Origin of the sequence: Rubrivirga halophila (assembly GCF_046845755.1) — a bacterium.
Taxonomy (GTDB): domain Bacteria; phylum Bacteroidota; class Rhodothermia; order Rhodothermales; family Rubricoccaceae; genus Rubrivirga.
In genome coordinates this window covers 1621356-1634413 of the sequence record NZ_CP177357.1, presented here as the reverse complement: position 1 = coordinate 1634413, position 13058 = coordinate 1621356, and the positions used below count along the sequence as shown (strand labels likewise).

The window sequence follows — 13058 nt, the reverse complement described above, 5'->3', positions numbered from 1 at the left end:
GTTCCCATCAGCGCACGACCTCCACGCGCTGCCCGAGACCGACTGTGACGCGAACCGCCCCGTCGAACGCGGCCGCGGCCTCCTCACCGTCCACGAACACCTGCGCGGGCGCGGCGTCGAGGCCGTGCACCACCACGTCCCAACCGGTCCACTCGGGGACGAAGCCGGTCCCGCCTTCGCGAGCGGAGACGACGATCCGGTCGCCGTCGTCCTCGACCGCGAGCGTGTATTCAACGTGCGGCCCGTGGCCGTCGCCAGCGTCCTCGTAGAGCCTCGACGTGTGGTGGCCGGGCGCGGGGAAGACATGAAGCGTCAGCCGGCCGGCGGGCTCGCCGGTGTGCTGGCGGACTGGGGCGAGCGGGACGACGGAGCCGGCGCGAGCGAAGAGGGGGATCCGGTCGAGCGGCGTGTCGATCCAGACCGTCTGGCGGTCGCCGTAGCGGTCGCCGCTCGCGAGGTCGTACCAGCCGCCCGGGTTGGCCGGCAGGTACACCTCGCCCTCGCGCTGGCCGTCGGCGACGACGGGCGCCGCCAGCAGGTCGGCGCCGAGGTAGAACTGGGGCGGGTCCGTCGCCCGGATCGTGGCGTCGGTCGGGTGGACGAGCGGGAGCGGGCGCAGCATCGGCGTGCCGTCGGTGGCCGCCTGCCACAGCGCGGTGTACAGGACCGGGAGCAGGCGGTACCGGAGCTCAATCGCTTCGCGGCACACGCGCTCGACCTCGTCGCCGAACAGCCACGGCTCCTGGCGCGGCGTGTCGATGGCCGAGTGGTTGCGGAAAAGGGGCGTCAGCGCGCCGACCTGCGTCCACCGCGCCATCAGCTCGCCCGTCGGCGTCCCGACAAACCCGCCGACGTCGGCGCCGGTGACGGTCATGCCGGAGACGCCGAGCGAGAGGCAGGTCTCAACTGAGAGCCGGAGGTGGGCCCACGTCGCCGTGTTGTCACCGGTCCACGAGATCCCGAACCGCTGACCGCCGGCGTACGACGCGCGCGTGATGATGAACGGCCGCTTGTCGGGCGCGAGCCGAGTCAGCCCCTCGAACGTCGCCCGCTGCATCTGCATGCCGTAGACGTTGTGGCCCTCGGCGTGTGTCCCGCCCGCGCCGTCGAAGTCGTGGAGCGCGTGGTCGGGAATCGTGCCGACCTCGGTCTCGGCGTCCATCGAGCCCTCGACGTGGGCGACGCTGAAGAGGGCCGGCTCGTTCATGTCGTTCCAAACGCCGTCGACGCCTTGGGCGAGATATTCTTGGTGGAGTTCGCCCCACCAGCGGCGCACGCTGGGATCGGTAAAGTCGGGGAAGGCGCAGGTGCCGGGCCAGACCTCGCCCCGCACCTCCTGCCCGTCGGGGTAGCGGACGTAGGCATCGCGGTCGGCGCCCTCTCGGTACACGTCGTACTCCGGATCGTCCGCCTTCACGCCCGGATCGACGATGACGATGGACCGAAAGCCGTCGCCGGCGAGGTCCGCCAGCAGGCCGGGCGGGTCGGGAAACTGCTCGCGGTCCCAGGTAAAGACCCGGTAGCCGCGCATGTAGTGGATGTCGAAGTACAGCGCGTCGCAGGGGATCCGGCGCTCGCGGAACTGCCGCGCGATCTCGCGGACGTCGGCGTCGCTGCGGTACGAGTACCGGCACTGGTGGTAGCCGAGCGCCCACTTCGGGAGCATCGGCGTCCGGCCGGTGAGGCGGGCGTATCGGCGCGTGACGTCGAGCGCCGTCGGGCCGCGCAGCACGTAGAGGTCGAGCGCGCCCCCGTCCGCCTCCCAGCGCATCTGGTCGGAGTCGGAGGCGCCCAGGTCGAAGCGGCTGCGGTAGGCGTTGTCGTAAAACAGCCCGACCGCGGCGCCGTCGCCCTGTTTGACGACGAGAGGGACCGACTTGTACAGCGGGTCCGTGCCGCGCTGGTACTTGAAGGCGTCCGTGTTCCACATCTCGACGGCGTGCCCGCGCCGGTCGAGCGCGAGCGCCTTGTCGCCGAGCCCGAACAGCCGGTCGGCAGGCGCGAGCGCGACCTCGTGGGCGACGCGGTCGGCCGCGAGCGGGCCCGACTCGACCAACGTCTCGCCGCTGGTGCGGTCGGTGACCGTCATCGCGCCCGAGGCCCGGTCGACGGCGATCGCCAGCGTCGCCGTTTCGATCGTGACCGTGCCGTCGTGCTCGCGCACCTCCCACGACGGGGCGTCCCAGCGTGCGTCGGGGTCGAGGGCGTACGAGACGCGATCTGGCAACGACTCGCCCGGCCGCACGTGGCGGACGCGCATGACGTCGTCGCTGAGGGCATCGATGTGTAGGGTGCCGGCGTCGGTCGCGATTTCCAGGACGCCCGCGTCAATCGTCGTCTCCACTAGGCCACCTCGACGGTCTGAACGTCGGTCCGGGTGCGAACCACGAGCCACGCGCCGTCGAGCGCCGCGGACGTGTCGCCGTCGAGCGCGTCCGCCAGCGAGATCGGGGCGCCGTCGACGGTGACCGAGCGGGCGCCGCCCAACGAAGAAAGCGGCAGGCGCCACATGAACTGGCGGTAGGGGAGACCCCGCGAGCCCTCCCGCTCGACGGTCGCCGTCGTTCCGTCCATCGTCACCGCCAGCCGGAGGTGGTCGGTGGGCTCGGGCGAGTTGCCGTCGTCGAAGTAGAACTCGGAGCGGCCCGTGCCGGGGACCGTCCACAGCGTCAGCGTCTCGGGCTCGCCGTCGCGCGTGTGCAGGCGCGGCGGGTCGAGGGCGACGACGCCGCCAGCACGCGCGTAGAGCGGCATCGTGTCGAGCGGGGCGTCGATCGTCTGCGTCGTCCCGCCGTCAAAGGCGGCACCGGTCCACACATCGATCCAGCCGCCGGGCACGTCGGGGAAGTAGACCTCGCGCTGGCGCGCGCCGTCCTCGACGACGGGGCAGGCCATCAGCGTGTCACCAAGCATCATCTGGTCGTCGCGTCCCCCGTGCGTGTGGGCGTCGCCCGGAAACTCGAGCGCGAGCGCGCGGAGTGGGGGGATACCCGTCCGGCTGGCGTGCTCGAAGGCTGAGTAGATCGTTGGCATCAGGCGGTAGCGCAGCTTGAGATAGCGGCGGCTGATGGCCTCGACCTCGGGCCCGAAGCTCCACGGCTCCTGCTCGGGGCATGACTCGTGCGAGTAGTGCGTCCGCATAAACGGGTACAGCACGCCGGCCTGGATCCAGCGCGCGAACAGCTCGGGCGTAGGGCTCCCGGCGAACCCGCCGATGTCGGGCCCGCAAAAGCCGACGCCGCTCAGCGACAGGCTCTGGCAGATGCGGAGCGAGAGCAGCAGGTGGTCCCAGCTGGACACGTTGTCGCCGGTCCACGCGGCGCCGTAGCGCTGGCTGCCCGAGAAGCACGCCCGCGTAAGCAAGAACGGACGGCGATCTGGGGCGATCGCGAGGAGGCCGTCGCGCGTGGCCCGCGCCATCAGCAGGCCGTACACGTTGTGCGCCTCGCGGTGGTCGGTCTCGCCGGTGCCCCGGTCCTCATACGCGAACCGGACGTCGTCGGGGAAGTCGCGGCCGCCCAGGATGGCGGGCTCGTTCATGTCGTTCCAGATCCCGGCCACGCCTGCGTCGGTGTAGGCGCGGTGCTTGTCGCCCCACCACGCGCGAGCGGCGGGCTTCGAGAAGTCGGGCCAGTGAACGTCGCCGGGCCAGACGGTGTCGGTAAACGGCGTGCCGTCGGGATTCAGACAAAAGTGATCGCCCGCCAGCCCCTCGTCGTAGGCGACATAGCCGGGGTCAACCTTGACGCCGGGGTCGACGATCACGACCGTCCGCACGCCGAGCGCGTCGAGGTCGGCCGTCAGCGCCTCGGGGCCCTGGAAGTTGTCCATCTCCCAGGTAAAGACTCGGTAGCCGTCCATGTGGCCGATGTCGAGGTGGATGCACTCGAGCGGGAGGTCGCGGCGGCGCGACTCGTGCGCGATCCAGCGCGCAAACCCGGCGTCGTGGTAGTTCCACCGGCTCTGGTGGTAGCCGAGCGCCCACGTGGGCGGGAGGGGGGGGCGGCCGGTCAGCGCGGTGTAGCGCGCGAGCGGGTGCTTGAGGGAGGCGGGCTCGGCCTCGTCTGGGGCGAAGACGTGGTACCGGAGCTCGCCATCGTCGGCGCCGAACCACCAGTCTTGGTCGGACTGCGCGCCGAGGTCGAGGTGGGAGCGGAACGTGTTGTCGAAGTACAGGCCGGACGCCGTCCACTCCCCGGCATGGGGCTGGAGCACGAGCGAGACTGGGATCGACTTGTAGATCGGGTCCTGCTCGGGCTGGTACGCGAACGTGTCGCTGTTCCAGAACGTGAGCTGCTTACCGGCGCGGTCGAGCTCGAACGTCTTGTCGCCCTGCCCAAAAAAGCGCGTCTCGGGCGCAAGTGCCTTCCAACAGCGCGAGACGGTCCGGCCGTCGACCTCGGCGAACCCGGCGCCCGCCGAGTCGGCCAGGAACGGGCGGCCGTCGGGCGTCTCGAACGAGAGCCGGCACGGCGACTTCCGGACGCGGACCGTCATCGCGTCGGTCGCGACGGTCCACTCGGTCCCGGCGTCGACGAGATCGACCGGGTGGCCGGGCCACTCCGCATCGGGGTCGAGGGCGTACGAGAACGGCGTCTCGTCGGGCCCGGCGCCGTGACCGCTGGCGGCAAAGTCACCGGACGGCACGACACGGACGCGCGCGACATCCTCCGCCAATAGGGAGACCGCGATTTGCGGGCCACCGCAGTCGACGACAAGCGTCGTCCCCTCCACACGCGCGGAGACCGCGTCTCCGAGGAGTGTGAACCGGTCGTCGGGGAGGGCGGCGAACGGGCGGGCCGGGGGGGCAGACGCGCCGGAGTAGGTGCTCATCGGGTGGAAGCGCTTAACCCGCCCATGATACCCACGAGGCGTCCTGGCCTGCGCCCGCGAGCCTGCCGTCGGCGCAGGCTTCGCGGACTCCACGAACACAAACCGGCCCTGCCTCGGGTGGGAGGCAGGGCCGGGGAGCAGCGGGCGCGAGCGATCTAGTAATTGATCGTGTCCTCGACGCGGGGCGGCTTGGCCGGGAGCGGGCGGATCGACTCGCGCGGGCGGGCCGCCGGCGCCGTGTCCGCGTCCGCGACGGCCGGCTGGCGGCCGATGTTGACGCGGGGGTCGACCGATAGGAGCGCCTCGGTCGTGGCGACCAGGTCACGGAAGGCGGCAGTGCGCCAGACGGAGCGGTGGATGCGGGCGACGGCCGCCTGCGTCTGGCGGTACCGCGAGTTCGGGTTGTTGGCCGCCAGCGTCTGAAGGTCGTCGTGGATGCGGTCCATGCGCTGCTGGGCCGAGCGCGTGAAGCCGAACCGGCCGGCGTCGGCGACGAGCCGGGCATACGCCTGGTCGGTCGGCGTGATCTCGGCGGGGTCGAGCAGGTGCGTCCGCTGGTCGAACGTCTCGACCGACCCGATCACGTCGAGCCCGACGGCGCGGAGCACCTCGGTGGCGCCGACGGGCAGGAAGAACCGGACGGGCTCGCCGCCGGCGAGCGCGCTGAGGCGGAGGTCGCCGGAGGCCGGGACGCCGCCGCCGGGGGCGGCCGGGAGCGCGATGTGCTCGTTGAGATCGCGGAACCGCTCGTACGGCGTGTCGCCGACGGCCGGGCCCCAGTCGAGGCGGCGGTCGTGCGGCTCGATCGCCGTCAGGATCTGGGAGAGGCGGGCGGTGGCGCCCGGCTTGATCTGGACGCGCTCGGCGCGCAGCGTCGCCGAGGGATCGATCAGCTGGTCCTCGGTTGCCCGCAGCGAGCCGTACGCCTTGAGGACGTAGGCGCGCGAGTGCGGGCCGAACGACGAGATCGCGTCGACGCGCTCGAACCCGTCGGTGACGCCCCACATGTAGGCGTCCGAGACGTGCTGGCCGCGCGCCCGGCCGGGGTTGGCGCGGAGGTACTCGCGGTACATCTTGAAGATGTTGCCGGGACCCGTGTGGTACGCCGAGATCCCAGGCAGCTCGTGGCCGACCGAGTTGGCATACGCGCGGACGAGCATCAGGGACGGCTCCATCGACAACAGCGGGTGCAGCTCCTCGCGGACCTGGACCGTGCCTCCGCTGGCGACGGGCAGCGCGTACTGCTCGACGTCGAACATCCGCATGATGTCGGGCATCATCTGGTAGCGGCTCCGTGCGCCGGCCGACGACACCAGAGCATCCTGATTGAATGTCTCGACCGTTCCGATCTCGGTCGCCAGCACGCTCAGGCCCAGGCGGCGGGCGAGGTTGACCTCGTACGTCAGCGTCCGCGCGTCGCGGTCGCGGGCCTCCTGCGTCTGGTCGGCGTAGCCCCATCGGATCACGATGTTGTCCTCGGGGATGCCGTAGGCCTTCCACTTGTCGCGAAGCTCGCGCGTGGCGGTCCGCCGGGCGCGGTTGGCCTCATCCCACCCAATCTGGCCCGTCGTGTTGCGGAATCGGTCGCGGAGGTCGCGGAGCTGGTAGATCTCGAGGGTCTTGCCCGTGCGGTCGTCGAGCACGCGAATCGAGAAGTTGTCGTCGACGCCGTAGGCAGTCCGATACATCTCGAGGCGCCAGAGAAAGTCCTTGAGGTGGCGCTGGGTCGAGTCGGTCGTGACGGCGGTGCCGGCAAACGCGCCGGCGAAGTACTGGCCGTACAGCCGGTCGGGGTGGATGTCGAGGCCCGAGAACGTGTACGGGTCGTCCGGCGAGAAGGGCACGACGGACTCGGCGGAGGCGCTCGAGTCGGGCGTGTCGTCGATGCCCGCCGCGCGGAGCTCGTCGCCGCGCAGCGCCAGCCCCACGATCAGGAGCGCGGCCAGCCCGACCAGCGTCAGGAGCGGCACGCGCGCGGCCTCGCGGAACGACCGCCGCCCTTCGGCGCCCTGCGGCGACAAGTCGTCGTGCTCGTCGACCACGTGGCCGTCGGGGTCGTGGAGCGGCGCGGGGTCGTCGCCGGGGAGATCGCGGAAAAGAGAGGGGTCGGTAGACATTGGAGTGGAGCCGTATGTACGGGGTGGCTTGGCAAAAACCGCACCATGCCGCGGACAGTTCCTAGCGGCGGGGTCCGCGGGCGCGAGCGACCAGATCCTGGAACAGCGCGTCCAGCGGGGGCTCCATCGCCTCCGGGTGGAACTGGACGCCCATAAACGTCCCGTCGAGGCTCTCGATGGCCTCGATCGTCCCGTCCGGTGCGCGCGCGGCGACGCGGAGGCCATCCCCGACCTCGGCGAGTGCCTGGACGTGGCGGGTGTTGATCGTGTCGACCCCGACCGTCAGCTCCGCAAACCGCGTCCCTGGGACGGCCTCGACGGGGTGCGTCGTCCCGCCCCGCCCCCGGCTGTGCGTCGCCGTCCCCGCCACGTCGCGCTCGGCATCCGCCCACACCGTGCCGCCCCGGAGCGCGTTCGCCAGCTGCATCCCGTAGCAGATGCCGAGCGTCGGCCGCCGGGCGTCGAGGAAGGCCTTCAGGATGCGGCGGTCGCTGGCGACCCGGTCCGGGTCCGTCGCGTCGATGTCGTCGGGGAGCGCGCCGATCAGGCCGGTCTCGACGGCCGGGCCGCCCGTCACGACGAGCCCGTCGAGCAGGTCGGCGAACGCCTCCGCTGCCTCCTCGGTCGCCAGCATCGGGACGATGAGCGGCAGCCCGCCCGCGCGCTCGACGGCCCGGACGTAGGCGAGGTCGACGCGTTGCTCGCGAGCCCCTCGATCCGTCGTGTTGAGGGAGGTCGTGATCCCGATGCGGGGGCGGTCCATGGGCTACCAGATGTCGGCGAGGGAGAGGCGGCCGGCTCGGGGAGCCGGGTCGGGACGGAGCGCCAGCAGGACGGCGCCGTCGTGGCGGAAGGCGCTGGCGACCTCGGGGAAGTCGCCCCGGTCGAGCGCGGCGTGGAGCGCGGACTTGATGGTCCGATGGGCACCTGCGTCGGCGGTCGAGGTGCCGTGGACGATGCGGAGCGTCGGGCGTCCCCGCAGCGCGGCCGCCTCGACGGCGCGGTCCGCCAGGTCGAGCGCGTCGGCGACGGAGGCGCCGTGGAGGTCGAGGGTAACGGTCCGGCCGTCGTCGGCGAGGCGGGGCATGGGCGGCGAACGGAGACGCGGACGGCGCGTTCCTCTGCGCCCCACACTCCTCGACATGTCGCTCACGTACTCCGACCTCAAGGGCCTCGTCCTCCGCACCGTCCGCGAAGTCTCGGACGACGACGTGCCGTCGCTCGCGGCGGCGATCGCGTACTACATGGTGTTCTCGCTGCCGCCGCTGCTGGTACTCATCGTAGCGCTGGCCGGCACGATCCTGGGCCCGGCCGAAGTGGCCGACCTGCTGGCGGATCAGGCTCGCTCGGCGGTAGGCCCCGACGCGGGCGAGGCCGTCCGCGGCATGATCGAGAGCGCCGGGGAAACGGGCGGCGGGGTCGGCGGCAAGGTCTTGGGCGTGCTGGCGCTCCTGTTCGGCGCGACGGGCGCGTTCGGGCAGCTCCAGAAAGCGCTCAACCGGGCCTGGGAGGTCGAGGAGGCCTCGAAGGGCAACGCGCTGAAAGAGATCGTGGTCAAGCGCGTGCTGTCGTTCGGGATGGTGCTGACGATCGCGTTCCTGCTGCTCGTCTCCCTCGTGCTCACGGCCGTGCTGTCGGCGCTCGGGGGCGCGGCCGAGAGCGCTGTCGGCGGCGGCGGCGTCGGGTTCGTGGTCAAGCTCCTCAACTTGGTGGTCGGGTTCGGCGTGGTGGCGGCGCTGTTCGCCGTCCTGTTCCGGTACCTGCCCGACGCCCAGATCGCGTGGCGCGACGTCGCTGTCGGGGCCGTGTTCACGGCGGTCCTGTTCACGATCGGCCGCTACGCGATCGGGATCTACCTCGGGACCGCCAGCCCGGGCTCGGCGTTCGGCGCGGCCGGTTCGCTGGCGCTGCTGCTCGTCTGGATCTACTACTCGGCGCTGATCGTGCTGGTCGGCGCCGAGTTCACGCAGGCGTGGGCCGTTCGCGAAGGCGGCGGCATCACCCCGGACGACGAGGTCGTCGAAGGCAGCGACCCCGACGGGGCGCCCGAGGTGACGGTCGGGGGCACGGGCGCGCCGGTCCACCCGCTGGCGGAGCCGCGCGACCCGGCGCCGTACTAGGTCGCGAGCGGAACGGGCGCGATGGGCCGCTTGACCTCCTGGCTCTGGGCGTTGAAGGCCACGTCGTGGAGCTCGGCCATGTCGTCGCGGCTGAGGCCCAGGATCTCCCGCGCCTCGTGGAGGCCGACGTGCTCGGCCGGCTCGATGAGGCCGTCGGCGAGCACCACGTCGAGCAGGTTGAGCATCAGCGCGCGACGCAGCTCGGTCTCCTCGGCGCGGAACTCGAGCAAGCAGCGCTCCAGTGGCGGCGGCTGAATCGCCAGCTGGAAGACCCGCTTGCGGGAGTCGCCGGTGAGGTCGGCGAGGTCGAGCGACTCGAAGATCCGGTCGTCTTCGCTCTCGTCCATGTCGCGGTCGGCGGCGGACATGGCGAACAGGGCGCCGTAGAAGGACAGGCGCAGGGTCTCGGGGAGCGCGTGGAGGTCGAGCGTCGGGACGGCGGACATGGCGGGTGCCAGGGGAGGGGGGAGGGGAGCCCCAAGCTACCCCCGCCCGCGAGCCTCGGAGCCGTGTCCGCGACGGTCGGGAATCTCCTAGGCCGCTCGCGCCGGGGCCCGCCCGCCCGCTGGGACCTTCGCCGTCCGGGCGTGGCGGTCGAACAGGTCGGCGAGGTCGCGGCGGACGCTGTCAGCACTCGGCGCGGTCGGGCCGGCCTCGATCCGGGTCGCCACCGACATCAGGAAACGGGGACCATCGGCGATCGTCTCGGCCGGTCGGAGCACGAGCCCGGTCGGGTCGCCGAGGCGCTCGCGGAGCCAGGCAAGCCGGAGCGCCGTCGCGTCGTCCCAGCCGTCGGCGGGCGCGGGCTGACCGAGGTCGAGCCACAGCCCGACGGCGCGGGCGTGCCGGCGGACCGCTCGGTCCAACTCGGGGAGCCGGTGCGCGTGGCGGACCTTGAGGCCGCGCGTCGACCGGACCACGCGCGCGCGGCGGATGCGGATCTCACCGAGCGTCTGGGCCAACGTCCACTCGTCGCCGGACAGGCCGATGGGCCGGGTCGAGACGACAGCGGGCGCCGCCGCCGCAAAGCGGAACGCCGCGTCGGCAAGGTGGGCGCCGGAGCGGTCGGTGGCCGCCTCGTGGGCGGCGAGGGCACGGTCGAGAGCCGGAGAGAGCGTCGGGGACATCGCCATCTGCTGGGGTGCAGAGGCGAGATACCCAACCCGGGTGTCAACCGAGTGTCACGGGGGCTAGGGAAGGTCCGCGATGCGCGCAAGGGCGGCGTCGGCGGCGTCGGCGTCGCCGGCGCGGCGGCGCTGGCGGGCGAAGGCCCGGATCTCGTCCTCGGTCGCCAACTCGAACGCCTCGGCCTCGGCCTCCGCCGCCGCTTCGGACTGGCCGAGCGCCGCGAGCAGGCCCGCCTTCGTCATCGTGTTGCCGAACGAGGCCCGCATGGCGATCGACCGCTCGGCCCACCCGAGCGCCTCGTCGAGCCGGCGGCCCGCGTTGAGGGCGTACACCGCGATCTGATTCCAGCCCTCGGGGTAAAACCCGGCCAGGCCCCGGAGCTCACGCTCCATGTTCGCCAGCACGATCCCGTCCGTGTCGGCCGCGAGGGCCACGGGGACCTCGAGGGTGTCCCACGCCAGCACGAGCGTCGCGGAGTCCTCGTCGGGGTTGTCGAAGCGGAACGCGAGCCGCTCGGTCATCGGCCCCGGCCGGGGCGTCACCGCTACCCGGAGCGCGTCCTCCGTCGGGTCGTAGCTGTAGGAGCCCCACGCGTCGGCCATGTGCGAGAAGATGACCGTCCAGCCCTCGGCCGTCGGGATCGTGTGGAGCCCATACCGCCCGGCCGCGAGCGGCTCGCCCTCGACCGTGATGGCGGTCGATGTCTCGAAAACGGTGTTCTCGTTCGCGCCCGCGCGCCAGACCTCGCCGTACGGCACGAGGTCGCCCCAGACGCGACGGCCGTTGACCGCCGGGCGGTGAAAGTCGACCGACACGTCGGTCAGCCCAACGGTCTGCTGCACGACCGCGTGCGGACTGACACGGGGCGTGGTGAGCTGGGGCTGGGCGGCGGCGGCGCCCGCGAGGACGGCGGCGGCGAGGACGAGGCGACGCATCGGGTAGGGAGGGGGGAGGGCCGAAGCTAGGGCCTGCGTTGGTAGGGCGCCCCTCCAACGGCGCCGCCCGTGCGCAGACGCTGGGGGTGCCCTCTGCACCGCCCGAGATTTGCGCCTATGCTGCTTGACTCCTTCAACGAGTCGTTCCCACACTCCACGATGCGCACACTACGCCTTTTGGTGTTGACGCTCGCCGCCGGTGCCGCCGCGGCGCAGCCGAACATCCTGCTCGTTTACACCGATGACCAGCGGTCCGACGACGTCGCCGCCATGCCGACCGTCGTGAGCCGTCTCGTCGCGGAGGGGACCTCGTTCACGCGTTACATCGCCACCACGCCGAAGTGCGGGCCGAGCCGCGCCTCCCTCTTGCGAGGGCAGTACGCACACAACCACGGGCTCATCGGCCACAAGAACTGGCCGGGCGGGGCGTACCAACGGTGGGTCGACACTCGGCTCGGCGACGAGACCATCGGGACGTGGCTCCAGGCGGCCGGCTACCGCACGGCGTTCATCGGGAAGCACCAGACGTCCTTCCCGCTCAACTCGGACTCGTCCTACACCGACGTAGGCTGGGACGAGTGGCTGGTGGCCTGGACGAAGCGGACGCCGGGGACCTACTACGGCCGGCGGTTCAGCGACAACGGCGACGACCTCCAGACGGGCCCCGACGACTACGTGACCGACGTGATGGGCGCGCGGCTCGAGGCGTTTGTGCGCCGGGCGCACGGCGAGGGCGCCCCGTTCTTCGCAGTCTTCGCGCCCTTCGCCCCCCACGCCGACCCCACGATTCGCAGGCCCGATGGGAACGTCGTCGGCCCCCCCGAGCCCGCCGACCGTCACAAGGGGGCGTTCGCCGGGCGGACCGGCCCCCGCTACCCCAGCTTCAACGAGGCCGACACGGACGACAAGCCGGGCCTCGTCGCGTCGTTCGCCCCGCTCGCGGAGCACGAGGTCGCCCGCATCGACACGCTGTACCGGGCTCGGGCCGAGTCGCTCCTCGCGGTCGACGAGTGGGTCGGCCGCGTGATCGCGGTGCTCGAAGAGCACGGCACGTTGGAGGACACCTACATCGTCTTCGCCTCGGACAACGGGTTCATGCTGGGCGAGCACCGGATCCGGCCCGAGCGGAAGTCGAACATGCCGTACCGGGAGGTCCTCGAACTCCCGCTCATCGTTCGCGGCCCCGGGATCGCGCCGGGCACCTCGACCGACGCGCTCGCGGCCAACATCGACCTCGCCCCGACCATTCTGGAGTGGGCCGGTGTTCCGGCGCCCGACCACCTCGACGGCCGGTCGCTCGCGCCCGTCCTCGCCGGGGCGCCCGTCGAGTGGCGGGACGTGATCCTCGCCGAGCGGTGGCACACGAACTCCGACATCACCTACCGGTCGGTCCACTCGGCGCACGCCAAGTACACCGACTGGTGGGAGTCCGACAGGCTCTTCGAGTTCTACAACCACCTCGACGACCCTTACGAGCTCGACAACCACGTCGACCGGCTCGCCCCGAGCTTGCGCGACTCGCTCGACGGTGTGCTGGGCGCGCTCGCCGTGTGTGCGGGGGCGACATGTCGGGAGGCCGACGTGGTCCCGTGGGCGGACGGGCTCGCGTCGCAACCCCAGGGGCCGGTCGCCGTCACGCCTCTGGACATCCCGACAGCGCTGGACCTCGCTGCTCCCGCGCCGAACCCCTCCCGCGGTCGGGCGACCATCGCCTATGCGCTCGCGTCGCCCGGCCCTCGGACCCTTTCCGTCGTCGACGTCCAGGGCCGAGTGGTGGTCGTGCTCGCCGAGGGCGTCGCGCCCGCCGGCGAGCACGTCGCCACGCTCCCCGCGGGGCTGGCGGCGGGGGTCTACGTGGTCCGTCTCCAGGCGGGCGGCGCCGTCCTCGCGCGGCAGGCCGTCGTCGTCCGGTAGCCGGAGCGCGG

The 13058-nt window shown here is 72.1% G+C and carries 10 protein-coding genes; 2 read left to right on the top strand and 8 right to left on the bottom strand.

Translation table 11 applies throughout. From position 1 onward, the window contains the following. Positions 1 to 7: 7 nt before the first annotated feature. The 5 genes from ACLIRP_RS07035 to ACLIRP_RS07015 all read right to left on the bottom strand — a co-directional run bounded on the left by ACLIRP_RS07035 (position 8) and on the right by ACLIRP_RS07015 (position 8037). Complete coding sequence (locus ACLIRP_RS07035) at positions 8 to 2344, bottom strand: glycoside hydrolase family 31 protein (protein WP_412063256.1); 2337 nt, start codon at positions 2342 to 2344, stop codon at positions 8 to 10. Then, on the bottom strand, positions 2344 to 4833 hold the full coding sequence (locus ACLIRP_RS07030; protein WP_412063255.1) for a TIM-barrel domain-containing protein: 2490 nt from the start codon (positions 4831 to 4833) through the stop codon (positions 2344 to 2346). Before ACLIRP_RS07030 ends, ACLIRP_RS07035 begins: the two co-directional genes overlap by 1 nt. Before the next feature lie 155 nt (positions 4834 to 4988). Then, positions 4989 to 6950: a hypothetical protein gene (locus tag ACLIRP_RS07025; RefSeq protein WP_412063254.1), complete on the bottom strand. Its 1962-nt coding sequence runs from the start codon at positions 6948 to 6950 to the stop codon at positions 4989 to 4991. Positions 6951 to 7011: 61 nt separating this feature from the next. Then, entirely contained in the window at positions 7012 to 7713 is a 702-nt protein-coding gene (locus ACLIRP_RS07020; protein WP_412063253.1) for a gamma-glutamyl-gamma-aminobutyrate hydrolase family protein, read from the bottom strand. Positions 7714 to 7716: 3 nt separating this feature from the next. After that, positions 7717 to 8037, bottom strand: coding sequence for a Smr/MutS family protein (locus tag ACLIRP_RS07015; protein ID WP_412063252.1), 321 nt, complete (start codon positions 8035 to 8037; stop codon positions 7717 to 7719). 55 nt (positions 8038 to 8092) lie between these two features. Between ACLIRP_RS07015 and ACLIRP_RS07010 the strand changes: the two genes are divergently transcribed. Then, positions 8093 to 9070, top strand: coding sequence for a YihY/virulence factor BrkB family protein (locus tag ACLIRP_RS07010; protein ID WP_412063251.1), 978 nt, complete (start codon positions 8093 to 8095; stop codon positions 9068 to 9070). Here ACLIRP_RS07010 and ACLIRP_RS07005 read toward each other — a convergent pair. From ACLIRP_RS07005 to ACLIRP_RS06995, 3 genes are all read right to left on the bottom strand, one after another. Continuing rightward, positions 9067 to 9516 carry a TerB family tellurite resistance protein gene (locus ACLIRP_RS07005; protein ID WP_412063250.1) on the bottom strand — a complete coding sequence of 150 codons (450 nt, stop codon included), beginning with the start codon at positions 9514 to 9516 and terminating at the stop codon, positions 9067 to 9069. The genes ACLIRP_RS07010 and ACLIRP_RS07005 overlap by 4 nt on opposite strands. Positions 9517 to 9603: 87 nt before the next feature. Beyond that, the gene (locus ACLIRP_RS07000; RefSeq protein ID WP_412063249.1) at positions 9604 to 10197 is read right to left on the bottom strand and encodes a hypothetical protein; all 594 of its coding nucleotides are present in this window, start codon (positions 10195 to 10197) and stop codon (positions 9604 to 9606) included. A 63-nt stretch (positions 10198 to 10260) separates the two neighbouring features. Next, complete coding sequence (locus ACLIRP_RS06995) at positions 10261 to 11133, bottom strand: DUF2911 domain-containing protein (RefSeq protein WP_412063248.1); 873 nt, start codon at positions 11131 to 11133, stop codon at positions 10261 to 10263. 159 nt (positions 11134 to 11292) lie between these two features. On the opposite strand from ACLIRP_RS06995, the gene ACLIRP_RS06990 reads away from it, so the two are divergent. Further along, complete coding sequence (locus tag ACLIRP_RS06990; RefSeq protein WP_412063247.1) at positions 11293 to 13047, top strand: sulfatase; 1755 nt, start codon at positions 11293 to 11295, stop codon at positions 13045 to 13047. The last annotated feature ends 11 nt before the right edge of the window (positions 13048 to 13058 follow it).

What these genes read in the sequence shown, in the direction of transcription:
- ACLIRP_RS07010 (WP_412063251.1), top strand. Translation starts at nt 8,093, where the DNA reads ATGTCGCTCACGTACTCCGACCTCAAGGGCCTCGTCCTCCGCACCGTC.
- ACLIRP_RS07005 (WP_412063250.1), bottom strand. Translation starts at nt 9,516, where the DNA reads ATGTCCGCCGTCCCGACGCTCGACCTCCACGCGCTCCCCGAGACCCTG.
- ACLIRP_RS07000 (WP_412063249.1), bottom strand. Translation starts at nt 10,197, where the DNA reads ATGTCCCCGACGCTCTCTCCGGCTCTCGACCGTGCCCTCGCCGCCCAC.
- ACLIRP_RS07030 (WP_412063255.1), bottom strand. Translation starts at nt 4,833, where the DNA reads ATGAGCACCTACTCCGGCGCGTCTGCCCCCCCGGCCCGCCCGTTCGCC.
- ACLIRP_RS06995 (WP_412063248.1), bottom strand. Translation starts at nt 11,133, where the DNA reads ATGCGTCGCCTCGTCCTCGCCGCCGCCGTCCTCGCGGGCGCCGCCGCC.
- ACLIRP_RS07020 (WP_412063253.1), bottom strand. Translation starts at nt 7,713, where the DNA reads ATGGACCGCCCCCGCATCGGGATCACGACCTCCCTCAACACGACGGAT.
- ACLIRP_RS06990 (WP_412063247.1), top strand. Translation starts at nt 11,293, where the DNA reads ATGCGCACACTACGCCTTTTGGTGTTGACGCTCGCCGCCGGTGCCGCC.
- ACLIRP_RS07025 (WP_412063254.1), bottom strand. Translation starts at nt 6,950, where the DNA reads ATGTCTACCGACCCCTCTCTTTTCCGCGATCTCCCCGGCGACGACCCC.
- ACLIRP_RS07015 (WP_412063252.1), bottom strand. Translation starts at nt 8,037, where the DNA reads ATGCCCCGCCTCGCCGACGACGGCCGGACCGTTACCCTCGACCTCCAC.